Source organism: Escherichia sp. E1V33 (assembly GCF_004211955.1).
Classification (GTDB): Bacteria; Pseudomonadota; Gammaproteobacteria; order Enterobacterales; family Enterobacteriaceae; genus Escherichia.
Genome location: NZ_RHJI01000011.1, coordinates 174,205 through 201,177 on the forward strand (window position 1 = coordinate 174,205; position 26,973 = coordinate 201,177).

The following is a 26,973-nucleotide window of genomic DNA, read 5'->3' on the forward strand; positions in this document are numbered from 1 at the left end:
CCAGTCAATGGTCTGTTACATGCCTTTTACACTGCTTTACGGTAACAATTATTGTTTTACGCTATCTGCTGGAAAAATCACCCCGGTCTGGCGGCGGATCTCGGTCAGCAGTTTGGCGGTGATGCGACTGACCGCCAGCCCCGGATGATCCACCAGATGCTCATCCACCAGGGTAGCGAACAGTTCAGCCTCATAGAGCATGGTATTAATATGCTGCGGTTGGGTGAGATCCTGCATCTGGCTGCCGCGCGGCACAAAGCAAACTTTTTGGCATTCGGAGAGTTTTTCAATCACCAGCGACCCTGCTTCGCCCTGAATCTCGCTTGCCAGAACAGAATCACTCACTTTTGAGTGCTGCAAGGTGACGCTAAAGTCGCCGTAATCCATCACCACCACGCCGTGAGCATCCACGCCACTTGCCAGCAAACTGGCGGTCGCCTGCACGCTTTTCGGTTCGCCAAACAGTGCCACGGCAGAGGCCAGGCAGTAAAAGCCGATATCCATGATCGAGCCGTTAGAGAACGCTGGATTAAAGGTATTGGGATTTTCGCCGTTCAGATAACGTTGATAACGCGAGGAATACTGGCAATAGTTGAAAAAGACTTTACGTAGCTTGCCAACTTTCGGCAGCGCCTGGCGTAACAGATGAAAGTTAGGCAGGCTGGCCGTTTTAAATGCCTCAAACAGCACCACCTGATTTTCACGCGCGCAGGCAATGGCTGCATCCACTTCCGCCAAATTTGACGCCAGTGGTTTCTCACAAATCACATGAATTTTGTGGCTCAGGAAAAGTTGTGTCTGGGAAAAATGCAGGGCGTTCGGGCTGGCAATATACACCGCGTCAATAGCGTCACTTTCCGCCATTGCTTCCAGCGAAGTAAACAGATGCTCGACAGAAAACTCATTGGCGAAGTGCTGGGCCTGTTCAAGGCTGCGGGAATAAACGGCGGTTAACTTATATTTACCGCTTTCATGTGCGGCCTCCACGAACTGGTGAGTGATCCAGTTCGTACCAATCACGGCGAAACGTATCATAACGCGTGGATACTCCATAAAGGGATTCTGCCGTCAATGTAGCACGCCTTTTTCATCTTCGACGTGCGCGGATACGCATTATTTCTGCGCCGGACAACCATGCTCACTAAACGGACCAATAATGACCGACGGCCCGAGATATTTTGGCTGACGATGGAAGATTTTCGCGTCAATCACCGCGCTGATTCTGGCGAGTTTCTCCCGTAACTGAGTATAAAAACCGTGCTTCATATTCAGGTCTGGTGCGTTAAACCCGATAGCATCGATGCCGTATTGTTTTGCCAGCCAGATGGCGCGTTGATTATGAAATTCCTGCGAGATAATGGTGATATGGTTCTCCCCAAACACTTTATTGGCACGCACCACTGAATCAAGCGTTGAGAATCCGGCATAGTCACAGAAGATCACTTTTGCCGGTACGCCCTTTGCGATCAAAGCCTGCTGCATGCCTGAGGCTTCATCGTAATTTTTACGTCCGTTATCGCCACTGACCAGCAGCCATTTCACTTTTCCTGCGTGGTACAACTCTGCGGCGGTATCAATACGTCGGGTAAAATAGCGATTACCCGGTCTTGCTCCCAACAGTAAACCCACGTTACGTGCCGGAATAGCGTTGACGTCACTCCAGGTGAGTTGTTGGCTGGCATTGACCATTGCCCGATCGGCGATAAAAATCGTCGCGCCTGCCACAAGCAACAGAACACAAGCAATTTTGAGAGTCCGGCGAGAAAAACAAATGCGGCGAAGAAGGCGGGCAAATGCGCGCAGCATGGTCGTTATCCTTAACGATAGAGGGGAGGTCGATTTTAGGCGCTAAAGGAGGAAAAGATAGCGCCTGAGAGCATTTTCAGATTTTGTCCTGCTCAAGCGTAAGCTGCGTCAGCCATAGACGGGTGTCGAACTCAAGCTGGTGGTACTGTGGTTCCATATGGCAGCACAACTGGTAGAACGCTTTGTTATGTTCTTTCTCTTTCAGATGCGCCAGCTCGTGCACCACGATCATGCGCAAAAACGGTTCCGGCGCGTTACGAAACACGGTGGCGACGCGAATCTCCGCCTTCGCTTTCAGCTTGCCGCCCTGCACACGAGAAACAGCGGTATGTAACCCGAGCGCGTTTTTCAGCACGTGGATCTTATTGTCATACATCACTTTATTGATCGGCGGGGCATTACGCAGAAACTGATTTTTCAGATCCTGGGTATATTGCCACAGCGCCTTATCGGTGGCGTAGTCGTGCGTTCCCGGATAGCGTTTTGCCAGCACTTCGCCCAGACGCTGTTCGTTAATCAGCGTGCGCACCTGGGAAAGCAACTGCTCGGGGTAACCCTGAAGATAAGTAAGATTGCTCATAACCGCCCACGAAAAAGAGAAAAAGGGTATACTCACGCACCCTTTTCAGGGGCAACGTCGAAATTTTATCATTCAGGAGGGCCGATGAGCCACTTAGACAACGGTTTCCGTTCACTGACACTACAACGTTTCCCGGCGACGGATGACGTTAACCCGCTACAGGCGTGGGAAGCGGCGGATGAATATTTGCTGCAACAGTTGGACGACACAGAAATCCGCGGCCCGGTGTTAATCCTGAATGATGCTTTTGGTGCGTTAAGCTGTGTGCTGGCGGAACATAAGCCGTACAGCATTGGCGACTCATACATCAGCGAACTGGCGACGCGCGAGAATTTACGCCTTAACGGGATTGATGAATCGAGCGTGAAGTTTCTCGACAGCACCGCCGACTACCCGCAACAGCCGGGCGTGGTGCTGATCAAAGTACCGAAAACATTGGCATTGCTGGAACAACAACTGCGTGCGCTGCGCAAAGTGGTCACACCACAAACACGTATTATTGCCGGTGCCAAAGCCCGTGACATCCACACTTCCACGCTGGAACTATTCGAAAAAGTGCTCGGCCCGACCACCACCACGCTGGCCTGGAAAAAAGCGCGCCTGATTAACTGCACTTTCAATGAACCGCCGCTGGCCGATGCGCCGCAGACCGTTAGCTGGAAGCTGGAAGGTACTGACTGGACTATCCACAACCATGCGAATGTCTTCTCCCGCACCGGGCTGGATATCGGCGCGCGCTTCTTTATGCAGCATCTGCCAGAGAATCTCGAAGGTGAGATTGTCGATCTCGGCTGTGGTAACGGCGTTATTGGCCTGACGCTGCTTGATAAAAACCCGCAGGCGAAAGTGGTGTTTGTCGATGAATCGCCGATGGCGGTTGCTTCCAGCCGTTTGAACGTAGAAACCAACATGCCAGAGGCGTTGGATCGCTGCGAGTTTATGATCAACAACGCGCTCTCCGGCGTGGAGCCTTTCCGCTTTAATGCTGTGCTCTGCAACCCGCCGTTTCACCAGCAACATGCGCTGACCGATAACGTCGCCTGGGAAATGTTCCACCACGCTCGCCGCTGCCTGAAAATCAACGGCGAGCTGTATATCGTTGCCAACCGCCATCTGGATTACTTCCATAAACTGAAGAAGATTTTCGGCAACTGCACCACTATTGCGACGAATAATAAATTTGTGGTGCTGAAAGCAGTGAAGCTGGGACGTCGTCGGTAAGGTTGAGAACAACCTGCCGGATGCGGCGTAAACGCCTTATCCGGCATACGTTCAGTACGTTACCCCCATGTCGGATAAGACGCGGCAAGCGTCGCATCCGGCAATGTCTGCCCAGTTCTGGAATCGCGCTTCCATAAAACAAAAAATCCCTGTCACCATCCTCTACATTCTCTTGTTTAGCGTTTTTCTACGTTTATTCTTCCGTCACACAGATAAATTCATCCGTTGCCAATCTGTCAACGGATGTTATCATATTGCCAATTTGTCAACTGACGTGATGAAGAATGCACCTGATAACTCAAAAAGCATTGAAAGATGCTGCGGAAAAATACCCGCAACATAAAACGGAGTTGGTGGCTCTGGGGAACACGATTGCTAAGGGATATTTCAAAAAACCTGAGTCATTAAAAGCAGTATTCCCATCTCTGGATAACTTCAAATATCTGGATAAGCATTATGTTTTCAATGTTGGGGGCAATGAATTACGTGTTGTAGCAATGGTCTTTTTTGAATCGCAAAAGTGCTACATACGTGAAGTTATGACGCATAAAGAATACGATTTCTTTACCGCTGTTCATCGTACTAAGGGGAAAAAATGATTGCGATTGCCGACATCTTGCAAGCAGGAGAAAAGCTAACTGCTGTGGCACCTTTTCTGGCGGGTATTCAGAACGAGGAACAATACACCCAGGCGCTGGAACTGGTAGATCATCTGCTGCTCAACGATCCTGAAAACCCCTTACTGGATCTGGTGTGTGCCAAAATAACCGCGTGGGAAGAATCAGCGCCCGAATTTGCGGAATTTAATGCCATGGCTCAAGCCATGCCTGGCGGTATAGCCGTGATTCGTACCCTTATGGATCAATATGGTTTAACCCTTTCCGATCTGCCGGAAATTGGCAGTAAATCTATGGTGTCACGCGTTTTGAGCGGGAAGAGGAAATTAACGCTGGAACACGCTAAAAAATTGGCAACGCGATTCGGCATTTCTCCCGCCTTGTTTATTGATTAACGCGACGTGCCGGATGCGTTGCATCCGGCACTTCAAATAACGATTTAAATCTCCAGCGCCAGCCGTGTTCCCTGGGCAATTGCCCGTCGTGCGTCCAGCTCCATAGCTACATCGCAGCCGCCAATTAAATGCACGGTTTTCCCGCTATCAATCAGCGGTTGCGCCAGCGTGCGGTTTGGCTCTTGCCCTGCGCAGATCACCACATGATCCACGGCTATTATCTGCGTTTCGCCGTTGATCACCACATGCAGCCCGTCATCGTCGATCTTCTGGTAACTTACGCCAGGGATCATTTTCACGCCGCGCGAGAGTAGGGTGGTGCGATGGATCCAGCCCGTAGTTTTGCCCAACCCTTGTCCTGGTTTGCTGGTTTTGCGTTGGAGCATCACAATCTGCCGTGGGCTACGGGGGATCTGCATGCCTTGCGGACTCAAACCTCCGGCCTGTTGCAGGCTACTGTCGATTCCCCACTCATTACAGAACTCGGCGATATTCTGGCTGGTGGATTCGCCCGGCTGACTTAAATACATCGCCGTATCAAAACCAATCCCGCCACAACCGATAATGGCAACTTTGTTGCCCACCAGCGCTTTGTCGCGCAGTACATCGAGATAACTCAGCACCTTCGGATGATCGATCCCGTCGATAGGCGGAACGCGCGGCACGATCCCGCTGGCGAGGATCGTTTCATCGAATTCCTGTAACTGATCCGCTGTTACGGTGTGATTGAGTTTCAGAGTCACGCCCGTTACTTCGATCATCCGCCGGTAGTAGCGCAGCGTTTCGTAAAACTCCTCTTTGCCGGGGATCTGTTTGGCGATATTAAACTGCCCGCCAATCTCACTGTGCGCGTCAAACAACGTTACCTGATGACCACGCGCCGCCGCGTTAATGGCAAACGCCAGCCCTGCCGGACCAGCACCGACCACCGCCAGATTTTTTTTCTGTACTGCGGGAAGGATCGGCATTTTGGTTTCATGGCAGGCGCGAGGATTCACCAGGCACGAGGTGACTTTGCCAACGAAGATCTGATCGAGACAGGCCTGATTGCAGCCAATACAGGTGTTGATCTCATCGGCTCGGCCTGATTGCGCTTTTGACAGCAGCTCCGCATCAGCAAGAAACGGTCGCGCCATCGACACCATATCGGCATCGCCGCGCAAGAGAATATCGTCGGCAACCTGCGGATCATTAATCCGGTTGGTGGTCACCAGCGGCAACGAGACGTGACCTTTCAGTTTGCGCGTGACCCAGCTAAATGCGCCGCGCGGCACTGGCGTGGCGATGGTCGGAATTCGCGCTTCATGCCAGCCTATTCCTGTGTTGATAATGGTTGCGCCCGCCGCTTCAATGGCCTGCGCCAGTTCTACCGTTTCGGTAAAAGTCCCGCCGCCTTCGACCAGGTCGAGCATCGACAGCCGGTAGATAATAATGAAGTCGTTGCCGACGCGCTCGCGCACCGCACGCACTACTTCGACGGCAAACCGCATCCGGTTGCGGTAATCGCCGCCCCACTGGTCGCTACGCTGATTGGTGCGCAGAGTCAGAAATTCGTTGATCAAATACCCTTCGGAACCCATTACCTCTACGCCATCGTATCCAGCCTCCCGCGCCAGTTGCGCACAGTGGGCAAAATCGTCGATCAGTTGCAGAATCTCTTCATGGGTGAGTTCATGAGGAACAAAGCGGTTGATTGGCGCTTGTAGTGCGGACGGCGCGACCAGATGCGGCTGGTAGCTGTAGCGCCCGGTATGCAAAATTTGCAGGGCGATTTTGCCGCCTTCCTGATGTACCGCTTCGGTAATGGTGCGATGGTGTGGGATCTGGCTGGCGTCGTTGAGCATTGCGCCACCTTCCATGCCAACGCCTGTTAAATCTGGTGCAATGCCGCCGCTAACAATCAGCGCCACGCCGTGACGGGCGCGTTCGGCATAAAACGCAGCCAGCCGTTCAGCACCGTCCGGGTATTCCTCCAGCCCAGTGTGCATTGAGCCCATTAACACGCGGTTTTTTAACGTGGTAAAGCCTAGATCAAGCGGGGCGAACAGCGACGGATAGCTCATAAAATTGTCCAGTATGTAAAATAATTGTTATGTGGTCGGATGAGTTCTAATTTAGCCGTCGCCGGAGAAAAGGGAAAAGGGGAGTGCGGGGTTTGTGATGGGATTCAAAAAGAATACGCCCGGTGGTAACGCCGGATGCGACGCTTGCCGGGTCCTATCCGCCTGGGGGATTGCACATGTAGGGCGGATAAGGCGTTCACGCCGCATCCGCCAGTGGCGTGGTGCAGATGCCGGATGCGACGCTTGTCGCGTCTTATCCAGCCTACGGGAACGAACATGTAGGGCGGATAAGGCGTTCACGCCGCATCCGCCAGTGGCGAGGTGCAGATGCCGGATGCGACGCTTGTCGGGTCTTATCCAGCCTACGGGAACGAACATGTAGGGCGGATAAGGCGTTCACGCAGCATCCGCCGGTGGCGCGGTGCAGATGCCGGATGCGACGCTTGTCGCGTCTTATCCAGCCTACGGGAACGAATATGTAGGGCGGATAAGGCGTTCACGCCGCATCCGCCAGCCGTTGCAAATTATTGCTTACGGAAAAAATCGTTATACAACATATACAAATGTGCGGCACTCCAGGAGAAATTTGGTGCGCCTTGCTGTGCGCCAGTGAGCGGGTTGTAATTCTCCTGAATTGGGCCATCGGCGGTTAACCCTTTGGCGTGCCGGAAGAACGTATCCGCCAGTTTCAGGGCATCATCGCGATAACCGTAACGCTCCATCCCTTTCAGACCAAACCAGAACTGATCCACCCATACGCGCCCGCGCCAGTAGATATCCGCGCCAAAGGCCGGATTGGTTAACGCCGCCGTTCCCAGCGGAACAAAGGTATTGAACTCTTTAGGATCGAGCATCACCTTCACCACCGCGTCGGCATTGGCCTGCGTTGCCGCACCGTTAAACAGCGGTGACCAGCCTTCCGGCCCTTTACCGCGCTCGACAATCGGTTTACCCGCACAGCCGTTCGGCAGCGGTTTATCTTCAATGCGCACGTCATAGTAGAACTGTGTAGTCGGGTCGAACATACAGGTGTTGATGTAGTCCGCGAGCTGCTGTGCCAACTGGCGATAGCGTTTGGCCTCTTCCGGCTTACCGAGGATGGTTGCCATCTCTGCCAGATAATGGTTATCGCTGTACATATAGCTGGCCTGATCCACCGACTCCTGCAATAGCGAGTAGCCCAGCAACGTTCCGTCCTGACTGCGGTTTTCGGCGAATTTCACCGTCCAGTCGCTACGTTTGCCGCCGTTAGCGACATATTTATCCAGCTGTTCTTTGTCGATAAACCCAAAGACGGCGGCATCATCACGGCCCGATTCCCACGACGCAGCGACCTGTGCCGGAATTTCCAGACTGTCGTACTGGCCTTTCTCCACCACGCGGGCGTAGTTGTTCAGTCCAGACTGCGTCTCTTCTTTGTCACCTTTTTTTACCGTAAACAGCATCTCGCCGCTCTCGGTGTTGTGGGCTTTATCGCGGGTCGCGCCATATTCCGGCACGCCGTTGCCGTTGTGATCGCGGTTACGTAACCACCAGTCGTGATAGGCCACCAGTTTCGGGTACATCTCTGCCAGCCAGGCTTTATCCTGGGTGACGTTATACACTTCCATCACCGACCAGGCGGCAAGGCTGGGTTTGGTATTACGTTCGTTCCAGTTGCCGCCATCGCCACCACGCTCGGGGCTAAGGTTCCACGCTATCAGGTCGGGGACAAAGCCCACATCCTGCGGACGCACGCGGTCGCCGGGCTGGATCTGCCAGGAGAAGACAGCGCGGATATTCTCTTTGGCGATATCCGGATTGAAATGTGCCATCGCAAACGCCTGCTTCCAGGTATCCCACGGCCAGGTCTGATTGCCGGAGAACCAGCGTCCGGTCACCGACGGCGTGACGGTGTTATATTTCACCGCCCCGCCCGGTGAGCGCCAGTTACCGTTGAGCGTCTCGATTGCTTTTACCGCGACGCGCGTCTGTTCCGGCGTCGCATCCGGATTGGTTAACCCTTTCTTCAGATACTCTTCCCAGCGTTGCTGCGAGGCGGTGAGATAAAACGCCGGACGCGCCAGAATATCGCGGATTTGCATCTGCTCTTTGCTAACTTCCTGAGCGGTCAGCAGATGGGAATAGGTGGTATAGAGCGTCGTCGAACCGTTGATATGCGCTTTACTGGTAAAGCGATTGCCGTTGATTTCAGTCTGTACTGGCAGGGATTTATGCACCTGATATTCCGATTCGCCGGAAGTCAGCAGATCCCAGGTGGCGCGCACTTTGCCAAAGGTGACTTTCAGGCCATCACGGGTGGCGCTGATTTTGCGCTGATAGTCAGGGTATTCGCCAGCAATGGTTTTATCGGAAAGCGGTTTTCCTTCTTTAGCTTCCAGTTTTTCCAGCAGTTCGCCGTCCCACACCAGATCCAGCGGTTTATTGCTGGTGATTTTGGTTTCCAGTAGTGACGTGCGCGACGTGGCGAAGCGAAGAGTCATTTCGACCTGCACATCTTTTGCTGTCAGTTTTTGCACCAGCGCGCCGGGAATACTGTATGCCTCCAGCGTGAAGTCGACTTTCTTGCCGTCCTGCCAGACGGTCAGGCGGTCGAAATTGCTGGCCATAAAGTTGATGTACTCTTCCGTCAGCAGCGCAACGCCTGGAAAACCGCCCATGTTGTTAGGGCCGTCTGGCAACAGATGACCATGCCAGGCTCCGAGATCGAAAAACGGATTAAAACGCTGGTGATCGTCGTAATCGTAATCCTTCATGTACTGCGGCGCGCCAGTACGGTTAATCACGTTTTTATAATTGTCGGCGTTAGCGGCATGGGCGGAAAAACTTATCAGCAGAGCGCAGGTTACTGGCGTTAAAATAGTTTTGATTTTCATGAAATTACAGTCCTTATTACCAGTAGAAATATTGCATCAGGAAGATTTGGTCGCTGGGATCGTTAGAGGCATTTTTCATGTAGAAGCGGCTATCAAAAGCCGTTGCGAAACGTCCGCCGCCATATTCGTACCAGATACCAAACTGCATGAAAGAGGTGGTTTCATCGTCAGCGTGGTCAGGGCGATGTTTGGCGTAGGTGTAAGCGGTGGAGAGATAAACGCCCTTTAACGCTTCATACATGGCGCTCACCATCATCCCGCTTTCACTTCCCGGTACGTCCAGCCCGTCGGCGCGTCCGGTATGGTGCCAGGCGCGAGCGGCAAAGTTAGGGGTAAGCAGGCCCGTGAGATAGAGTTGTCCTGTGCCGTCGGTAATTTCCAGACCATTCATCCAGGTGATGCCTTCGGCAAGGTCATACTGGATGTAACCGTTCATCATTGCCGGATAGGTGTATTTGTCGTCGTAGCGATCGTACTTGCCAAAATGTAGCCATGCTTTGCTTTCGTCATGATGTCCGGCAGGTGTGGCGGTGACGCTATAACGAAAGTTGCCGCTTAAGTTCTGCACCTTCAGCGCGGTCATAATGTCGCGGGTATTGGGAATGACGTAGCCCAGATCGGGGGTGAAGTCGCCCCACCATTGCAGGTCATCCAGCGAGGAATCCTGACGCAGACTGAGCATGATTTCGGTGCCATCATTAGTACGATAACCACCATAGAAACGGTTAATCCCGCCTTCGAAACCGCCCCAGCTATGGTCAGGCACCCAAGCATTACCGTCGTGGTCGGCCTGTACGGTCCAGCCTTCGCCGTAAATCAGGCCGAACCAGGAGCCGTACTTCATCTCCAGGCCACCTTCAATATAGGTGCCGTCGCTGTATTTATGTTTATTCTCACCCTCTAAATCCATATATCCACCAACCCCTAATTCACCGTAAAAACGAAATGAAGGAGAAGATGTCGAGGTAATTGCGGGTGTTTTTGTGTCGTCATGTTCTGCCGGACGTGCTTCTTCTCCTGCCGCAGAAAAGGCGTAGCAAAACGGCAGAGCAAGTAATGCTCTGCATGGTGCAGTGATTAATTTCATTGTGTTAATCCATGAGCTAAAGAAAAAGTACAGCCTTTTATCGTTGTAATTATAAAAATATAAAGGCAGAAACTATTTTCCCTCTCCCCATCCAGGAAGAGGGAAAATGCCTGCTCATTTTTTATTAGTCTGCTTAATCAACATTGCTGGCTGGCGTCGCTTCAATATGGCGCTCTTCAGCCGTTAATCCCTTTATATATTTACTGTATTTCCACCACGCAAAGCCGAGGAAGATAACAATACCGCCGACGTTATAAAAAATGATGGTCAGAATATTCGCGCCAGTCGGGAATGTCGAAGCGACAAACCCTACGGAAAATATCGCAATCAGCATTGAAACAACGATAATACCGGTGCGGCGGGAGCCCATACGGAAATCGCGTGGCAGGTGATCTAATTTGGCGCGTAAATTCAGGTAAGCCAGCATGATGAATAACGGCGGAAGCATGGACGCTGCGGCGGTCATATTAATAATAGTATTCATCAGATCCTGCACAGTATTGGAACCGAGCATCGGGATAATCATCAGCGGGATGACGATCAGGAACTGGATCCACGCTGCGCGCGCCGGAACGCCGTTTTCGTTCAGTTCGACGGTTTTCTTACCAAAGATGCCTTCCGGGATTTCGGAGAAGAAAATTTTCACCGGCGTTGCGGTCCACATCAGCAGGGAACCGAACATCGCGGTAAAGGACACCAGACCGACAAAGCGATTCATCAACGCTTCCGGCAGACCAAAATACGCCGCCATGCCGTGGAATACCTGCACCGATCCGCCAGTAAATTTCAACTCTTTGCTGCTGACGAAGACGTTAATCAGCACCGAGGAGACGGAATATAGTACGCCGATAAAAATCCCGGCGAGGATGATCACTTTAACGAACGATTTCGAACCGCCTTTGACGTCGTTAACGTACACCGCGACGGACTCCGCGCCACCTGCGGCCATAAAGATCCAGGTGGTAACGCCGAGGAACGCCCAGTTGAAGTTCGGGATCATCGCGTCAACGGTGATGGGGTCAGCAGGCTGTACGCCGCCAACCAGCGCCGTACCTGCCAGTAAAATGTAGGAGAGCGTTAACAGCAGCATCAGCGTTGAAGTGACGGAGGTAATTGGCCCCAACATTTTCGCCCCGTTGGTGGAAACCCAGGTGGAGAAGGCGAACAGCACCATACTGATAATGGTGGTGGCAACCGGCGTCATAATATATTCGTAGCCGAGGAAGGCATACGAAGCATAAGCAATAACGCGCGGCAACAGCGAGGTGAAAAAGAACAGGTTTACGAACCAGTAGGTATAGGCAGTAATAAATGCCCAACGTCCGCCCAGCGAACTTTTTACCCACGCGTAGACACCGGCTTCTGAGTTTTTATTTAACGAAACAAATTCTGCGATGATCAGACAGAAGGGAATAAAATAAAAAATCGTCGCGAGGAAAAACATCGGTGCCGAGGCCAGTCCAAGCTCAATATTATTATTGATAACGTTGTTAAAGCTGTAAACGGCGGCAAAAGTCAGCGAGAGCAAGCCGAATTTGCCGATTGTATTACGTTTGGTATCAGACATAACACATCTCCGAAAATGAGTAGGGTAGCGGTGGCGGCAAACTCCTTTTGCCGCCGTAGTTGTTATTTGTTATGGAAATAACCATCTTCGATGGTGACTTTGAGAACCACTTTTTTGACCGCGTTATTGCAGATAAACCGATATGCTTCATGGATATCGCAAATAACGATTTGCCCTTCGTGGACCTCTACGGTTTCTCCGCAGCCTTTTAAATATTCGCGGTCAGTTTCGTCACGATAATATTCCACTACCTGTAATGTCTCTTTCGGCGCATATTCAATTTTTTGCTGCCCTTGCAGGTAGTAATGCACTTCAAAATAGCGTCGATGCCCGGTAAATAGCGCATCGGTCGCGGAGTCTGTCTCCACGCGGTAAGTCAATGAGTCACCGATGGAGTGGGCGACGCCAGGCTGAATGTTGTCGATATTTTCAATCGCTTCAACGCAGCGTTGCCACTTCTTACCAGAGGCGTAAATCTGGCGGAACTGTTCTAAGTTATCGATGATCCTCATTGCTTATTCTCGCTGTGCAAATTTGTGGAAAAGAACCCTGCGCCGAACTCATACGACGCCAGGCTTTGCGCGGTAGCTTCTCCGCCAGAAACCGGCAGCAACGTAAAGCCGTAGCTGAAGTCACGGAACCAGACGCGCCAGGAGTCCAGCACCTCGCTGCCCCAGGAGTTGGAGCCGAGGCCAAGCAGCTGGTGGTCGAGATTCAGGGTGATGTCATCACTGCGCTGCAGCTCGTTACAGTGCTGGGCAGCGTGGATGTTTTCCTGGGTATAGTGCCAGGCGCTGAAGTTAATTGGGCGCTGCGGAACCACCAGCAGACCGTTGCCGTGGCGGTTAGTCAGTGCCGTCCAGCGGACATGCTGACGGTTGCCGTTGTTCTGCGGGAAGGGATAGTTCTCGAACATGGCATCGACGGTGCTGCGCCAGATATCGATGATGTTAGCCTGTTGGCTGTCGGCGTAGTTTTCGCCCGGTCCACGACCGTAATACGCCACCTGATCGTATTCGCCGTTAATCCCCATGGTGAAACCGATGCACGGAATGATGTGCGGATAGTCGCCGTAACGCTCGCCGGAAAGCGCCACGTTAACCTGGCCATCGGCAGCGATGCGCCAGATGTAGGTACAGCGCATCCCGAAGTCAAACACCGGCGGTGCTATAACCGTGCGGCTGATGATCAACACTTCACCATCGCTCTGTTCTACGGCAAAGTCGCGCAGATGTTCCTGCATGATCTGCAAATGATTCGGTTGCCACAGCCCTTCGTACTCCTGCTTGTGGTTGTCGATCATCGGCTTGAAGAAGTTGATCTTTGGCTCGCGGGTCAGCAGCGACTCGCCATTTACCTGCCAGGATGTCGGTTTGCCACTCATTTTTGAGAAGGTGATCGCGAAGTTGTAGCCGCGAACGGTGCAGCTCAAACGATCGTCTTCCAGCGTCAGCGGACGCGCATTATTTGGTGCGAAAGGCACTGGCTGCGCGGTGTTTTCCTTCAGCGGAAACTGATAAGTGGCTATAGGGTGTCCGGCTTCGCTGTAGCGGGTGCGGGAATCTTTGGTCACCGTAATGTTGAGGAACGCTTCGCGGGCGTCCAGCTGCGGCAGCGTGATCTGCAAGGGGGCTTCGCTGTTCGGCGCAACGTCGCGCAGTTTAATCTGCTGCGTCGCGAGCGTTTCACCTTCGGCGCGCACCTCTGCGTGCAGGGTGTAGTCATCAAGCGTGGTAAACCACAGTTTATTTTCGACTTTCAGCTCGCCGCGAGTCAGATCCAGCGCGTGGATTTTTACCGGCGCGATAACCTGTTTGTACTCTTTCAGGCCTGGTCCCGGCGTCTGATCGGAATAGATCAAACCATCAAGACAGAAGTTATAGTTGTTGGGATAGTCGCCGTAGTCGCCGCCGAATTTATACCAGACATTGCCGTTGTCATCCAGCGCCTGGATCCCGTGGTCGCACCACTCCCAAACATAATGTCCCTGAATACAATCGTGCTTATAGAAGACGTTCTGGTACTCCGTCAGCCCGCCCGGTCCGTTCCCCATCGCATGAGCATATTCACAGATGATGCGCGGCTTCGGATGCGGGTATTCACCAAACTCATTCATCAGCGGCACGCGGGTGTACATGGTGGAAATAATATCGACCACTTCAGCATCGCGATCTTCTTCGTAATGCACCAGTCGCGTGTCATCCAGCGCCTTCGCTGCGTGGTACATCGCGCGGATGTTACAGCCATAGCCGGATTCATTGCCCAGCGACCAGATGATGATCGACGGATGGTTTTTCTGCGCGTGAATATGTCGAACAATGCGCTCGACGTAGACTTTTTCCCACTGCGGATCGTCGGTAATACGGCTGATATCGCCGACATTAGCAAAGCCGTGCGATTCGACGTCGGTTTCCGCCATCACAAACAAGCCGTAGATATCACACAGTTCGTAAAAACGCGGATCGTTCGGGTAGTGAGCGGTACGCACGGAGTTGATGTTGTGCTGCTTCATCAACTGGAGATCTTTCTCGACGCGATCCATTCCAACGGCGCGGCCTTTGCGATGATCGTTGTCGTGACGGTTGACGCCGTGCAGCATCACATAACGGTTATTGATCCAGAACAGACCGTCGCGCACTTTGATATCACGGAAGCCAACGCGTTGTGGTACCACTTCCAGAACGTTGCCGTCGGCGTCTTTCAGCGTCATGACCAGATGGTAAAGATAAGGGGATTCTGCTGACCATTGCTGGGGCTGTTCGACAGTAAAAGCAAAGCTGGCGCTGGTCAGTTTTTCAATTGCCAAATGATCAATGGCGCTGCTGTGCACCACGCGTTCGCCATCAAACAGGGTATATTCCAGCGTCGTTGCGACAGGGGAGGCGGCGAGATTTTCCAGCACCACTTCGCAGGAAAGCGTGGCATCGCAATAGGCTTCGTCAAAGTCGGTACGAACGGTGAAATCGTTAATATGCGTGAGTTGTTTTCCGATCAGATAAACATCGCGGAAGATCCCCGCCGACCACCACATATCCTGGTCTTCCACGTAGGTAGAGTCCGCCCACTGCATCACGCGCACACACAACAGGTTGTCGCCGGTTTTAACCATCGCGCTGATGTCAAACTCTGCGGTCAGGCGACTGCCCTTGCTGAACCCCACATACTGACCGTTAACGTAGACTTCAAAATAAGTTTCGACGCCGTCAAATTTAATCAGCGTCTGTTTACCCTGCCAGCCGTCACTGAGGGTGAAAATACGTTGATAGGCACCGGTTGGGTTATCGCTGGGAACAAACGGCACATCGATGGGGAACGGAAAACCTTCGTCGGTATATTGCAGTTTGCCGTGACCTTCCATTTGCCACATGGCGGGGACGGTAATATGCCCCCAGTCAGCCATTAACTCAGAGGTGAAGGCTTCAGGCACTTGCAGCGGGTGGTCAAAAAAATGGAAATTCCACTGACCGCTTAAGGGCAGAAACAGGCTGCTGGTTTCGCGGGCAAAGGTACGCGCTTGCGCAACAGAATCATATGAAAAAAAGTACGCACGCGGCGCAAGTCGGTTTTCGTGGGTGAGCTGAATGTTTTCCCAGCGATTCATAGGGCCTCCCGGTAGAGAGAAATCGGAACCATTCATGGTGATGGTAGTTTGTGTAATTGCTGGGGAGTTTAGTAAAATTTTTACTAAAAAGTAGCAGGTGAATGCATTTACTTTAACTGGATCACGAAAATAAACGGCAGCACTGTCCGGCAAAAACGATTGCCGGACAGTGTGTAAGGGGATTTAACGGGTCGTGCCGCGCAGTTTTAATTTGCTGGGAACGAAGACTAACAGCGGCAGCGCGCGACCATCGCGGGCTTTTTCATACACCAGGTTTACGCCCTGACTTCCCATCATTTCGGAATGGATGCGCACGGTGGAGAGCGGCGGAAAGGTAAATCGCGCGGTGGGGATATCATTAACGCTGATAAGCGAAATATCCTGTGGGATGTTCAGACCACGTTCATGAATCGCCCGCAGTACGCCGATAGCAATGGAATCGGAAGCAACAAACAGTGCCTTCGGATAGTCTTCCCGCGCCAGCATCTGTTTTGCCAGTTCATAACCCGACGAACTGGAAAAACCGCCGCGCCAGATATCCTCTTCGCGTACTACTTGTTTCAGACGGCCATATTCCGCAAAGGCGACCTCACGAATATCCGCCTTGCCAGGCTCATCTTCACCGCCAATAAAACCAATGCGATTAACGCCCTGGTTGATATAGAAGTCGATGATTTCTTTACTGATGCGTGCCAGATCGATATCTACCGCATCGTAACCGCTGCCGGGTTCGTGAAAGTCGATAAAACAGATATTGTCGGTCAATGCGCTGGCAGCGGCGCGCAGGGAGGGTGTGGGTTTGCCGACAATCAAAATGCCGGTGACGTTTTTAATGTCTGGCAAACCGCTGTGTTCATAACAGTTGGTGAGCTCGATGCCCAGCTTTTCACATTGGGTTTCGATGCCGTGTCGGATTGCCAGATAGTAAGGATCGTTGATCTCCAGCTCTTGTTGGTAGCTGTAGATAGCCAGTATATGGTGCTGGTTGACTGCGCCTGTCTGTAGCTTACGGGCGCTGCTGGTCTTGTACTCCAGCTTTTCGGCGATCTCGAGAATGCGATGTTTCGTCTCTTCTTTCACATTCAATGTCGGATCGTCATTTAAGACCCTGGATACTGTCGCCAGGGATACGCCAGCTTCGATTGCGATGTCTTTTAGTGTTGCCATGTTTACCTTTTTTACTTTCCCTGATGTGCGTCCCCATTGTAGAGGAAGTGCTTATCGGGTCACCTCTTTTCAGTAAATAAAGCGCGTTTCTTTGACGCTGTAACGGTAACACAGCGGCTTACGAATGTGATCACGCCTGCATTCTCCATTTTTAGCCTACAGGATTGAGAAAAACTTTTGCTATAGTTTAGTAAAATTTTACCCGAAGGGAGGAAGCAATGGAAACCGTGGCTTACGCTGATTTTGCACGTCTGGAAATGCGCGTCGGAAAGATTGTGGAAGTGAAACGCCATGAAAACGCCGACAAGCTGTACATCGTACAGGTTGATGTGGGGGAAAAAACGCTGCAAACCGTGACCAGCCTGGTGCCGTACTACAGCGAAGAAGAGCTGATGGGGAAAACGGTGGTGGTCTTATGCAATCTGCAAAAAGCTAAAATGCGCGGTGAAACGTCGGAATGCATGTTGTTGTGTGCGGAAACCGATGACGGCAGTGAAAGCGTGCTGTTAACGCCGGAGCGGATGATGCCTGCGGGCGTACGTATCGTATAAAAAGATCGGATGGCGACGTCGTATCGCCATCCGATTTGATATTACGCTTCTTCGACACTTACTCGCATGGCCGCCAGCGCCTTACGTGCCGCTTTGATCACCAGTTCACACTGTTCAATGGTCAGCGTCAGTGGCGGTTCAATGCGGATCGTTTTGGCGTTATTGAGCGTTCCGGCCACCAGTACGCGCTGGCGGAACATCTCGCTGGCAAAGTTATAGCCGATTTCGTTATCAACAAACTCAATCGCCATCAACATCCCTTTACCACGCGCTTCCTGTACCAGATCGGGATATTCCCGCGCCAGTTGACGGAAACCGTCCAGCAACATATCGCCTTTTTGTTCAGCCTGAGCCGGTAAGTTCTGCTCCAGCAACACATTGATGGTCGCCAGCGCCGCCGCACAGGCCAGCGGGTTGCCGCCAAAGGTGGTGGTATGCAGGAATGGGTTGTCGAACAGAACTGAAAACACCTCTTCAGTGGCGATGGTTGCGCCAATCGGCATCACGCCGCCGCCGAGGGCTTTTGCCAGACACAGAATATCTGGCTGCACATTCTCATGCTCGCAGGCGAACATCTTGCCCGTGCGCCCCATGCCCGTTTGTACTTCATCAAGGATCATCAGTGCGCCGAACTCATCGCACAGCTTACGCACGGCGGTGAGATAGCCCGGCGGCGGCAGAATTACGCCACCTTCGCCCTGAATCGGTTCGAGGATCACCGCAGCCACATCATCACCGGTTTTTTTGCACTCGTTAAGAGCCGTGCGCATGGCTTCGATATTGCCAAACGGCACATGACGGAACCCTGGCAGCAGTGGCATAAACGGTTTGCGGAAGGTCGATTTCGCCGTGGCCGACAGCGCGCCAAGTGATTTACCGTGGAACGCGCCGCTGGTGGCAATAAAAGTAAATTTGCCGCGCGGCGACTGATAAGCCTTCGCCAGCTTCAGCGCCGCTTCAACGGACTCGGTGCCGCTATTACAGAAGAAGCTGTATTTCAATTTACCGGGCGTTAGCGCAGCAAGAGTTTTCGCCAGCATCGCCCGTAACGGATCGAGCAGCTCCTGGCTGTGCAGCGGTTGTTTCGCAAGTTGATTCTGTACGGCGGAAACCACAACTGGATTACGGTGCCCCACGTTGAAAATTCCAAAACCTCCCAGGCAGTCGATAAACTCCTGTCCCTGGGTGTCGACAAGCGTATTTAAACCTCCCGCTTGCCACTCTACGGCTCCGTAATCCCCGCCGGCGGTAACAGATTTGCGATACTCTAAAAACCCCGGATTGACATGCTCTTTGAAGTATTCAATCACCTCTCGGTTAAGTGCTTTCATCTCCTCATGATCCAGCGTTCGCTTCTCAATGAGATTCAGGGCGTGGGCGCTGCACGCTAAAGCCGATGCGCTCGAAGGTAACCTGTTCAAAATATGCTCCGGAGGCTCGCGTATCACATGATACCGATTTAAGTATTGCAGGGATTGCGCCACTCCGGCTGCGATCGCGAAAATCGGGATAAACACAAACCTCATTATCATTTATGTAACACTTAATGCTAAATGTTAACTATTGGCGTTATTTTGCACGATTTTATCGGGGGTGAATTTTGCTATCGCTGCGCAAATGCACTCTTTCAGGGCAATAAATGCCTGATTTTTGGGCAAGATAATTAACGGCTTCGGATAATAACAGAATGAAAGTATTTTAAATCAAGGGATTAGGGGTTGTGCTTTAATTGCAAATTGCGATCTAAATCAAATTAAAGTGCTAAAGATAACCGCGCCGGGGCCGACATAACTTCCGACAAGAAGTTAACAACCATATAACCTGCACAGGACGCGATTATGTCTTCTCATCCGTATGTCACCCAGCAAAATACTCCGCTGCCTGACGATACTACCCTGATGTCCACTACCGATCTGCAAAGCTATATCACCCACGCCAATGATTCTTTCGTGCAAGTGAGCGGCTATACCTTGCAGGAGTTACAGGGCCAGCCGCATAAGATGGTGCGTCACCCGGATATGCCAAAAGCGGCGTTTGCTGATATGTGGTACACCCTGAAAAAAGGGGAACCCTGGAGCGGTATCGTGAAAAATCGCCGCAAAAATGGCGACCATTATTGGGTGCGAGCGAATGCGGTACCGATGGTGCGCGAGGGAAAAATCAGTGGCTATATGTCGATTCGTACCCGGGCGACGGATGAAGAGATCGCGGCGGTGGAGCCGCTGTACAAAGCGCTGAACGCCGGACGTACCGGTAAGCGTATTCATAAAGGCCTGGTGGTGCGTAAAGGCTGGCTGGGTAAACTGCCTTCATTACCGCTTCGCTGGCGGGCGCGTGGGGTTATGGCATTGATGTTTATCGTGCTGGCGGCCATGCTTTGGTTTGTTGCTGCCCCGGTGGTGACGTATATCCTCTGTGCGTTAGTGGTATTGTTGGCAAGCGCCTGTTTTGAATGGCAGATTGTCCGCCCGATAGAAAATGTTGCCCGTCAGGCACTGAAGGTGGCGACCGGAGAACGTAATAGTGTTGAGCATCTGAATCGCAGCGATGAGCTGGGGCTGACATTACGTGCGGTAGGGCAACTTGGCCTGATGTGTCGCTGGTTGATTAATGATGTCTCAAGCCAGGTTTCCAGCGTCAGAAATGGTAGTGAGGTGCTGGCGAAAGGCACTGATGAACTGAACGAGCATACTCAGCAGACGGTAGATAATGTCCAGCAAACGGTAGCGACCATGAGCCAGATGGCGGCGTCGGTGAAACAGAACTCAGCGACGGCTTCGGCTGCCGATAAACTTTCTATCACTGCCAGTAATGCGGCGGTGCAGGGCGGGGAAGCAATGACCACGGTGATCAAGACGATGGACGATATCGCCGACAGTACCCAGCGCATTGGCACCATTACTTCGCTGATTAACGATATTGCGTTTCAGACTAATATCCTGGCCCTGAATGCGGCGGTGGAAGCGGCGCGTGCCGGAGAACAGGGCAAAGGTTTTGCGGTGGTGGCGGGGGAAGTGCGTCATTTAGCCAGCCGCAGCGCCAATGCTGCCAACGATATTCGCAAGCTGATTGATGCCAGTGCTGATAAGGTGCAATCCGGTTCGCAGCAGGTACACGCCGCCGGACGGACGATGGAAGATATTGTGGCCCAGGTGAAAAACGTCACCCAATTGATCGCCCAGATTAGCCATTCAACGCTGGAACAGGCCGATGGGCTTTCCAGCCTGACCCGTGCGGTGGATGAGCTTAACCTGATCACTCAGAAAAACGCCGAGCTGGTGGAAGAGAGTGCACAGGTGTCGGCGATGGTGAAACACCGCGCCAGCCGACTGGAAGACGCGGTGACAGTGCTGCATTAATCGGTATGCCGGATCCGGTATTTGATACACGATGCCTGATGCGATGCTGGCGCATCTTATCAGGCCTACGGGGTGTGTAGCGGGTGTAGGCCGGATAAGGCGCGTCAAGCGTCGCATCCGGCAATTGCACCGCGCCACTGGCGGATGCGGCGATTAATCCAGTTGCGTAATATCAAAAGCGGCGCGGTCGATCACCGCAATGATCTTTTTTATTTGTGCATCAGTGATATCGCTCTGGTTGACGCGTAAATCCAGCACCGCTTTAAAATTATCCAGCGCCCGCTTCATTTGCGGGTTCTGACGCAGCGCAGCGCCAACGCAACGCGCTTTGATGCGTTCTTCAATCATCTCCACTTGTTCGCGGTTTTCTTCCAGCCACTGCGCGCCCTGTTCGGTCAGCGCAATCTGCTTTTTGCCGCCTTCTTCTTCGCGGATGGTAATCAGCGACTGCTCCTGCAGAAAATCCAGCGTTGGGTAGATGACGCCCGGGCTTGGGGTGTAATTCCCCTGGGTCAGATTTTCAATCGCTTTAATCAACTCGTAACCGTGGCTGTCATCGCGCGAGAGAATATCCAGAATCACCAGACGCAATTCACCGTGACCAAAGAAACGTTGCCGACGACCGCCGCCGCGACCGTGGCGACCACCGCAGCATTGACCGTGTTCATGCTGATGTCCATGCTCGCAGCGCTCGTGTTCTGACTTCTCACCTTTGCAGCAGCCTTCATGGCGTGGCTGGCCTTCATGTTTACAACACCCTTCGTGATGATGGCTCATATCAGCCTCCTTTTGCTTAATTAGATATATCTAATTTATATCTGATATGAGCATTACTGCAAGTACAAAAATGATTTTTAAACGTGGATTCATCTCACACGTAGGCCAGGTAAGGCGTTCATGCCGCATCCGGCAGCCTTGCTATGGTGCTGAATGCCTTCACATACTTCAGATATATCAGTTCTACAAATCGCTTGCATTTATCATGATTAACAATCATTATCATTTGTGATTTATATTTAGATATATCTGATTACCATCACGAAGGCGATAACAATGAATAACTCCCCCCGCTACCCGCAGCGCGTTCGCAATGATCTGCGCTTCCGTGAACTGACTGTGCTACGCGTTGAGCGTATCAGCGCCGGTTTTCAGCGCATTGTCCTCGGCGGCGAGGCGCTGGAAGGTTTTACGTCTCGTGGCTTTGACGATCACAGCAAACTCTTCTTTCCTCAACCTGACGCTCACTTTGTGCCGCCAACGGTTACGGAAGAGGGCATCGTCTGGCCGGAAGGACCACGCCCACCGTCGCGTGACTATACGCCGTTGTATGACGAACTACGCCATGAACTGGCGATTGATTTCTTTATTCACGAAGACGGCGTCGCCAGTAGCTGGGCAATGCAGGCGCAACCGGGTGACAAACTCACGGTGGCTGGGCCACGCGGTTCGCTGGTGGTGCCAGAGGATTACGCGTATCAGCTGTATGTCTGCGATGAGTCCGGGATGCCCGCACTGCGCCGCCGCCTGGAAACGTTGAGCAAACTTGCCGTTAAACCGCAAGTTAGCGCGCTGGTTAGCGTGCGGGATAACGCCTGTCAGGATTATCTCGCGCACCTTGATGGTTTTAATATCGAATGGCTGGCACATGATGAGCAGGCGGTGGACATACGTTTGGCACAATTGACAATCCCTGCCGATGACTACTTCATCTGGATCACCGGCGAAGGGAAAGTGGTGAAGAATTTAAGCCGTCGCTTTGAAGCGGAACAGTATGACCCTCAACGGGTACGCGCAGCGGCTTACTGGCACGCAAAGTAATTGCTTTCCATATCAAAAAAGCAAAAAGGCTGACGATTTCTCGTCAGCCTTTGCGGTGTCTGGTGGCCCCTGCTGGACTTGAACCAGCGACCAAGCGATTATGAGTCCCATTTCAATTGCTGGAAAATCAATAAGTTATTTATTTTTCAATGAGTTGGAATGCTGAATATTGTTAAATGTTGTGCAATAGTGTGTAGCTCTGCTGCCATTTTGCTGCCATCACAACAGGTTCAGGGGGTTTAATGACACAGCTTCGTTTAGGTGGTCAGGTGCAAAATGTGCATAGCGCATTGTTACTTTGATATCTGTATGACCAAGGATACGTTGTAGAACTAGTATGTTCCCCCCACCCATCATAAAGTGGCTTGCGAACGTGTGTCGAAGCACATGCGAAAGCTGGCCATCAGGTAATTCAATTTTGGCCCTTTTTATTGCAGTTCTGAATGCGGAGTAGCATGGCTTAAACAGATGTTTTGATGTTCTGATGCGTGGAAGCATTTCGTATAGTTCATCACTTATTGGAACAGTTCTGTTTTTTTTCCCCTTTGTTTTGGTAAAGGTGATCTTCCCGGGACTGATTTGCATGCCAGACAGGGACTCAGCCTCACCCCAACGTGCACCAGTGGCTAGACAAATTTGTACGATCATCGACAGGTCTTTAGCTCTGCTTTTCTCGCACTCAGCAAGAAGCACTTTTACTTCTTCTACTGTCAACCAAGCTAACTCCGCTTCATCAATTTTGAATTCACGAACATTTTCGAGTGGATTAGGAGCCACCCAATCATCCAGACGCTTTAATTCATTGAACATTGCGCGGAAGTAAGCTAGTTCTAAATTCACAGTTCGTGGTGTGACGGCTTTTACTCTGTTGGAGCGAGTAATTTTCCCGCTTAAACGTTGCTCACGATAGCTGGCAAACAATTTCGCATTAAACTCACTCGCAAGAGGGTTACCCATTGCTATGCAAGCAAACTCCATCGTATCTTTTCTTTTCTGACCATCAGATAGTGTAATACCGTGCGCATTAAACCATGTATCAACAAGGTCAATTACACGTCGCTTATCTTTTTTTTCACCAAGCCACGGCTTTTCAATTGTTTGGTCTTTTATATATCGCTCAAATGCCAGTGCTTCCCCTTTAGTTGCAAACAGGCGGCGCACACGCCGCCCATCCCTACCGTTGGGGAAGACCTGAGCCTGCCACTTACCATTAGCGAGTTTTGTTACAGCCACGTTTTTTACCTTTGCGTGATTAACTCTTTAGCAAATATTGATAAACCGGGCTTACCTTCTTCAAGGTAACAGCACTTTTCAAATGCTTTGCTCCATTCACCATTGGCGGACATTAACTGGTCTTCATTCAATATATTGCTGTGTTTGTGGAGTAAATTCATTGCCTGCTTTTTTGTAATGCTAAAATCATATTTATCTTGCGTCATATACTCCACCTTTCGAGGTTGGGGAGTAATTGAAATTGGTAATACTGTGACTTTAACCCTGTCTGAAGGTGTTTGGTACAAAGTACGATATGCTGCGTAAATGGCTGCCTTGTCTGATTCGTACTTAATATCTTTCGTTGAACTCCCTGATAAAGTGCGCGGTGAGATTTGGATGTGTAAAGGCTTTTCAGACAAAATTTTGAAAGATGGAAAATCCTTACCGTCTACGGTATAAGTTGGATAATCGTTATAGTTTTCCATCAAGTCATTAATATTTTTGAATTGTTCAGGTGCTGCAATTGCAGCAAATGATGACAAAATTAAAGCGCCTGTGACTAAAACTCTCATTTATTCTCCTTACGATATTTAATATCAATCCACGTTATCTATTTTGCTTGCCACTTTCCCTAAAACTTTTACATCAGAGGCCGCACACTCAAATGATGCTGGGCCGTTTTCGACACGAACTCGCCCGCCAGGCAGCCGGTAAACCTGTCTGATGCTCGCAAAACCATCTATCTCAATCAGCCAGGTGCCGTCGTTGATCTCGCCTTTATATTCACTGACGAGATACGTCGTCGATTCAAATTTGACGAGAAACGGATTTGTGGTGTTTTGAGGTATTAGGCGTAGGTCATAACGAATCAAGGTTACGTTGTTTAAAATCCCATTTGTGATTTCATTTAATTGCAAAGTCAATCCGTGATCTTCATTTGGCATGGCTTCTGGGGTGCCCTTACCAGTAGTTAGCCAAATCAAGGGTATACCTGTGTCCAGATGGCAGGCTATAAGCCAGTCATATGGAAAAGTGTCACGCATCCAGCGGTTAGCCATTGTGCTTTGAGATACGCCGAGATGATCACATAGAGCTTGCCTTGTGCTAAATCCATAAGCCTGCAGAATGCGTGTTATGGCCTCTCTTCCCCCACTTTGAGATGGAAAATTGAATTTTGAAATTTCACTGGGGTTTTTTTTTGTGTTTGACATATCTCAATTGTGATCCTATTATCGATTTTGTGGTGTTCGGTATATGTGCGAATACATCCGAATAGTGAATTTTTAAACACAAACTGAGGAATAGTGCATCATGAAAAGTAATTTTTCAATGCGCCCCAGCATCAACCTTGTGATATCTGAGCCATTCATCACACTGGATGAGTTCTGTCGCCGTACTGGTTACAAGCCTAGCTATGCCCGTCAAATGATCCGGGAAAACCGTCTGCCCATCAGGAAAAAAGCCGGAGTTAACAGCCTTATCGAAATCAACATGTTCGCGTTGACGATGGAAGCGGCCCAAGGCTGCGAAGTCGCAATGCAAGCCTGATAGTTCCATTTTGGGATAGAAAAGGGTTTACATCATGTTTGATTATCGTGTTTCCAAACATCCGCATTTTGATGAAGCCTGCCGGGCTTTCGCACTGCGTCACAACATGGCGAAGCTGGCAGCACGCGCGGGAATGAACGTCCAGACGCTGCGTAACAAGTTGAACCCGGAACAATCGCATCAGCTCACGCCGTCAGAAATCTGGTTGCTTACCGATCTGACTGAAGATTCAACGCTGGTAGATGGTTTTCTGGCACAGATTCATTGTCTGCCATGTGTTCCGATTAATGAGGTGGCAAAAGAGAAACTGCCGCATTACGTCATGAGTGCAACTGCTGAAATTGGGCGTGTCGCGGCAGGTGCGGTTTCTGGCGATGTAAAAACCAGTTCAGGTCGTCGTGATGCTATCAGCAGCATTAACTCTGTAACACGACTGATGGCGCTGGCTGCTGTTTCATTGCAGGCCCGTTTACAGGCTAATCCTGCGATGGCGAGTGCAGTTGATACCGTGACTGGCCTTGGCGCTTCATTCGGTTTGCTGTGAGGTGCTTATGCTGACGAAAGAACCATCATTTGCATCGCTGCTGGTAAAGCAAAGTCCGGCAATGCACTACGGTCACGGCTGGATCATGGGTGAGGATGGAAAACGCTGGCATCCATGTCATTCACAAGATGAATTGCTGTCTGAATTGGCCTCGAGGAAACGGAGAAAGTCAAAATGTATGCAACGGAAAGTGAAGTGGTTTATCAGTTTCGTTACAGAGGGGAGAGTTATTCAGTACCTGAAGATGATTTGCTCTGTTGTTATCCGTCGTTGTCGGGCGATGGCAGCTACTTTTTCACGCTAAAGGATGGGACGTTTTTACGGGGAGAGCAGGTTAAAGAGATGATACGAGAAAATGTATCTCCTCTTGAGCGTTACCGTAAGAACAAAGAACGATAGTTGCGTTTTGGGGATATGAATTATGGCAATTAATGGCGCTGCGGCGACTGTTCCATTAAGCCCCGGTGAACGCCTGAATGGACTTAATCACATTGCGGAGTTAAGGGCGAAAGTTTTTGGCCTGAATATTGAGTCAGAGCTTGAGCGGTTTATTAAAGATATGCGTGATCCACGGGATATCAATAATGAACAAAATAAACGGGCACTGGCTGCCATATTCTTTATGGCAAAAATTCCAGCTGAACGTCATAGCATCAGCATTTATGAGCTGACCACTGACGAAAAGCGGGAGCTGATTAAAGCAATGAATCATTTTCGTGCAGTGGTGAGCTTATTTCCCAGACGGCTAACCATGCCGAATTAACCAACTAATGAAATTAAAGGCGTAAACCCGCCGGGTATTCCTTTATCTAAATTCAGGAGAATTGAGTATGCGTAATATTGAAACCCTCACGACTAAAACCGGACCGGATGACGCAGGGCTTAATATTTTACTGACAGAGGCTCGTCTGGAAGAACGCCGGGCAAGGGCTGAAGTAATGGCAGCTCGCCTTGATAG

General features: G+C 51.1%; 26 protein-coding genes and 1 pseudogene. 12 read left to right on the forward strand and 15 right to left on the reverse strand.

Going from position 1 to position 26,973, the window contains the following annotated elements; translation table 11 throughout:
- Nucleotides 1–48 precede the first annotated feature (48 nt).
- The 3 genes from D9742_RS12345 to D9742_RS12355 all read right to left on the reverse strand — a co-directional run bounded on the left by D9742_RS12345 (nt 49) and on the right by D9742_RS12355 (nt 2,386).
- On the reverse strand, nt 49–1,035 hold the full coding sequence (locus D9742_RS12345) for a Gfo/Idh/MocA family oxidoreductase (protein ID WP_130237075.1): 987 nt from the start codon (nt 1,033–1,035) through the stop codon (nt 49–51).
- A gap of 78 nt (nt 1,036–1,113) precedes the next feature.
- A complete protein-coding gene (locus tag D9742_RS12350) occupies nt 1,114–1,806 on the reverse strand; it encodes a vancomycin high temperature exclusion protein (RefSeq protein ID WP_075330404.1) in 693 nt (230 codons plus the stop codon).
- Nucleotides 1,807–1,882: 76 nt separating this feature from the next.
- Complete coding sequence (locus D9742_RS12355) at nt 1,883–2,386, reverse strand: M48 family metallopeptidase (protein WP_130237076.1); 504 nt, start codon at nt 2,384–2,386, stop codon at nt 1,883–1,885.
- 84 nt (nt 2,387–2,470) lie between these two features.
- Here D9742_RS12355 and rlmG point away from each other — a divergent pair, with 84 nt between their 5' ends.
- From rlmG to higA, 3 genes are all read left to right on the forward strand, one after another.
- Nucleotides 2,471–3,607, forward strand: coding sequence for a 23S rRNA (guanine(1835)-N(2))-methyltransferase RlmG (rlmG, locus tag D9742_RS12360; RefSeq protein WP_000018704.1), 1,137 nt, complete (start codon nt 2,471–2,473; stop codon nt 3,605–3,607).
- Nucleotides 3,608–3,891: 284 nt separating this feature from the next.
- Nucleotides 3,892–4,206 carry a type II toxin-antitoxin system toxin HigB gene (gene higB, locus D9742_RS12365; RefSeq protein ID WP_000550189.1) on the forward strand — a complete coding sequence of 105 codons (315 nt, stop codon included), beginning with the start codon at nt 3,892–3,894 and terminating at the stop codon, nt 4,204–4,206.
- Nucleotides 4,203–4,619 carry a type II toxin-antitoxin system antitoxin HigA gene (higA, locus tag D9742_RS12370; RefSeq protein WP_000560266.1) on the forward strand — a complete coding sequence of 139 codons (417 nt, stop codon included), beginning with the start codon at nt 4,203–4,205 and terminating at the stop codon, nt 4,617–4,619. The genes higB and higA overlap by 4 nt, the downstream gene beginning before the upstream one ends.
- Nucleotides 4,620–4,663: 44 nt before the next feature.
- Here higA and fadH read toward each other — a convergent pair whose 3' ends face one another.
- The 7 genes from fadH to ebgR all read right to left on the reverse strand — a co-directional run bounded on the left by fadH (nt 4,664) and on the right by ebgR (nt 16,980).
- Nucleotides 4,664–6,682, reverse strand: a complete 2,019-nt coding sequence (gene fadH, locus D9742_RS12375; protein ID WP_130237077.1) for an NADPH-dependent 2,4-dienoyl-CoA reductase — start codon at nt 6,680–6,682, stop codon at nt 4,664–4,666.
- A gap of 524 nt (nt 6,683–7,206) precedes the next feature.
- Nucleotides 7,207–9,558, reverse strand: a complete 2,352-nt coding sequence (gene ygjK, locus D9742_RS12380) for an alpha-glucosidase (protein ID WP_130237078.1) — start codon at nt 9,556–9,558, stop codon at nt 7,207–7,209.
- A 16-nt stretch (nt 9,559–9,574) separates the two neighbouring features.
- Nucleotides 9,575–10,645, reverse strand: coding sequence for a protein YgjJ (gene ygjJ / locus D9742_RS12385; RefSeq protein WP_000767654.1), 1,071 nt, complete (start codon nt 10,643–10,645; stop codon nt 9,575–9,577).
- A 133-nt stretch (nt 10,646–10,778) separates the two neighbouring features.
- Nucleotides 10,779–12,212 carry an amino acid permease gene (locus D9742_RS12390; protein WP_021577980.1) on the reverse strand — a complete coding sequence of 478 codons (1,434 nt, stop codon included), beginning with the start codon at nt 12,210–12,212 and terminating at the stop codon, nt 10,779–10,781.
- Nucleotides 12,213–12,274: 62 nt separating this feature from the next.
- Nucleotides 12,275–12,724 carry a beta-galactosidase subunit beta gene (locus tag D9742_RS12395; protein ID WP_001219954.1) on the reverse strand — a complete coding sequence of 150 codons (450 nt, stop codon included), beginning with the start codon at nt 12,722–12,724 and terminating at the stop codon, nt 12,275–12,277.
- Entirely contained in the window at nt 12,721–15,813 is a 3,093-nt protein-coding gene (gene ebgA / locus D9742_RS12400) for a beta-galactosidase subunit alpha (RefSeq protein ID WP_130237079.1), read from the reverse strand. Before ebgA ends, D9742_RS12395 begins: the two co-directional genes overlap by 4 nt.
- A gap of 183 nt (nt 15,814–15,996) precedes the next feature.
- Nucleotides 15,997–16,980 (reverse strand): transcriptional regulator EbgR, encoded by a 984-nt coding sequence (ebgR, locus tag D9742_RS12405; RefSeq protein WP_130237080.1) that lies wholly within the window; start codon nt 16,978–16,980, stop codon nt 15,997–15,999.
- Nucleotides 16,981–17,198: 218 nt separating this feature from the next.
- Between ebgR and D9742_RS12410 the strand changes: the two genes are divergently transcribed.
- Nucleotides 17,199–17,531 carry a tRNA-binding protein gene (locus tag D9742_RS12410; RefSeq protein WP_000450588.1) on the forward strand — a complete coding sequence of 111 codons (333 nt, stop codon included), beginning with the start codon at nt 17,199–17,201 and terminating at the stop codon, nt 17,529–17,531.
- Nucleotides 17,532–17,572: 41 nt separating this feature from the next.
- On the opposite strand, the gene ygjG is transcribed toward D9742_RS12410, so the two are convergent.
- The gene (gene ygjG, locus D9742_RS12415) at nt 17,573–18,952 is read right to left on the reverse strand and encodes a putrescine aminotransferase (RefSeq protein ID WP_001297164.1); all 1,380 of its coding nucleotides are present in this window, start codon (nt 18,950–18,952) and stop codon (nt 17,573–17,575) included.
- Between the two features lie 417 nt (nt 18,953–19,369).
- Here ygjG and aer point away from each other — a divergent pair, with 417 nt between their 5' ends.
- Nucleotides 19,370–20,890 (forward strand): aerotaxis sensor receptor Aer, encoded by a 1,521-nt coding sequence (aer, locus tag D9742_RS12420; RefSeq protein ID WP_130237082.1) that lies wholly within the window; start codon nt 19,370–19,372, stop codon nt 20,888–20,890.
- 153 nt (nt 20,891–21,043) lie between these two features.
- On the opposite strand, the gene nfeR is transcribed toward aer, so the two are convergent.
- Nucleotides 21,044–21,667: a DNA-binding transcriptional regulator NfeR gene (gene nfeR / locus D9742_RS12425; RefSeq protein WP_021577978.1), complete on the reverse strand. Its 624-nt coding sequence runs from the start codon at nt 21,665–21,667 to the stop codon at nt 21,044–21,046.
- A gap of 276 nt (nt 21,668–21,943) precedes the next feature.
- Here nfeR and nfeF point away from each other — a divergent pair, with 276 nt between their 5' ends.
- Nucleotides 21,944–22,708, forward strand: coding sequence for an NADPH-dependent ferric chelate reductase NfeF (gene nfeF / locus D9742_RS12430; RefSeq protein ID WP_130237083.1), 765 nt, complete (start codon nt 21,944–21,946; stop codon nt 22,706–22,708).
- A gap of 219 nt (nt 22,709–22,927) precedes the next feature.
- Here the strand turns inward: nfeF and D9742_RS12435 are convergent, their stop codons facing one another.
- Genes D9742_RS12435 through D9742_RS12445 form a run of 3 tightly spaced genes read right to left on the reverse strand, consistent with a single transcriptional unit; the run spans nt 22,928 to nt 25,134 of the window.
- Nucleotides 22,928–23,941 carry a tyrosine-type recombinase/integrase gene (locus tag D9742_RS12435; RefSeq protein ID WP_130237084.1) on the reverse strand — a complete coding sequence of 338 codons (1,014 nt, stop codon included), beginning with the start codon at nt 23,939–23,941 and terminating at the stop codon, nt 22,928–22,930.
- Between the two features lie 5 nt (nt 23,942–23,946).
- Nucleotides 23,947–24,495 carry a hypothetical protein gene (locus D9742_RS12440; RefSeq protein WP_130237085.1) on the reverse strand — a complete coding sequence of 183 codons (549 nt, stop codon included), beginning with the start codon at nt 24,493–24,495 and terminating at the stop codon, nt 23,947–23,949.
- Between the two features lie 24 nt (nt 24,496–24,519).
- On the reverse strand, nt 24,520–25,134 hold the full coding sequence (locus tag D9742_RS12445; RefSeq protein WP_130237086.1) for a phage repressor protein CI: 615 nt from the start codon (nt 25,132–25,134) through the stop codon (nt 24,520–24,522).
- Nucleotides 25,135–25,234: 100 nt separating this feature from the next.
- Between D9742_RS12445 and D9742_RS12450 the strand changes: the two genes are divergently transcribed.
- From D9742_RS12450 to D9742_RS12470, 6 genes and pseudogenes are all read left to right on the forward strand, one after another.
- On the forward strand, nt 25,235–25,471 hold the full coding sequence (locus D9742_RS12450) for a hypothetical protein (protein ID WP_063069726.1): 237 nt from the start codon (nt 25,235–25,237) through the stop codon (nt 25,469–25,471).
- Between the two features lie 34 nt (nt 25,472–25,505).
- Nucleotides 25,506–26,015, forward strand: a complete 510-nt coding sequence (locus D9742_RS12455) for a phage regulatory CII family protein (protein ID WP_130237087.1) — start codon at nt 25,506–25,508, stop codon at nt 26,013–26,015.
- Nucleotides 26,016–26,022: 7 nt separating this feature from the next.
- Nucleotides 26,023–26,178, forward strand: a pseudogene (locus D9742_RS23435) (phage filamentation protein Fil family protein); the annotation flags it as partial.
- A gap of 11 nt (nt 26,179–26,189) precedes the next feature.
- Nucleotides 26,190–26,414 (forward strand): hypothetical protein, encoded by a 225-nt coding sequence (locus D9742_RS23790; RefSeq protein WP_346477267.1) that lies wholly within the window; start codon nt 26,190–26,192, stop codon nt 26,412–26,414.
- 22 nt (nt 26,415–26,436) lie between these two features.
- A complete protein-coding gene (locus D9742_RS12465; protein ID WP_130237089.1) occupies nt 26,437–26,778 on the forward strand; it encodes a DUF5347 domain-containing protein in 342 nt (113 codons plus the stop codon).
- Nucleotides 26,779–26,845: 67 nt separating this feature from the next.
- The coding region (locus D9742_RS12470; RefSeq protein ID WP_130237090.1) for a DUF2732 family protein at nt 26,846–26,973 on the forward strand (128 nt) is incomplete at its 3' end.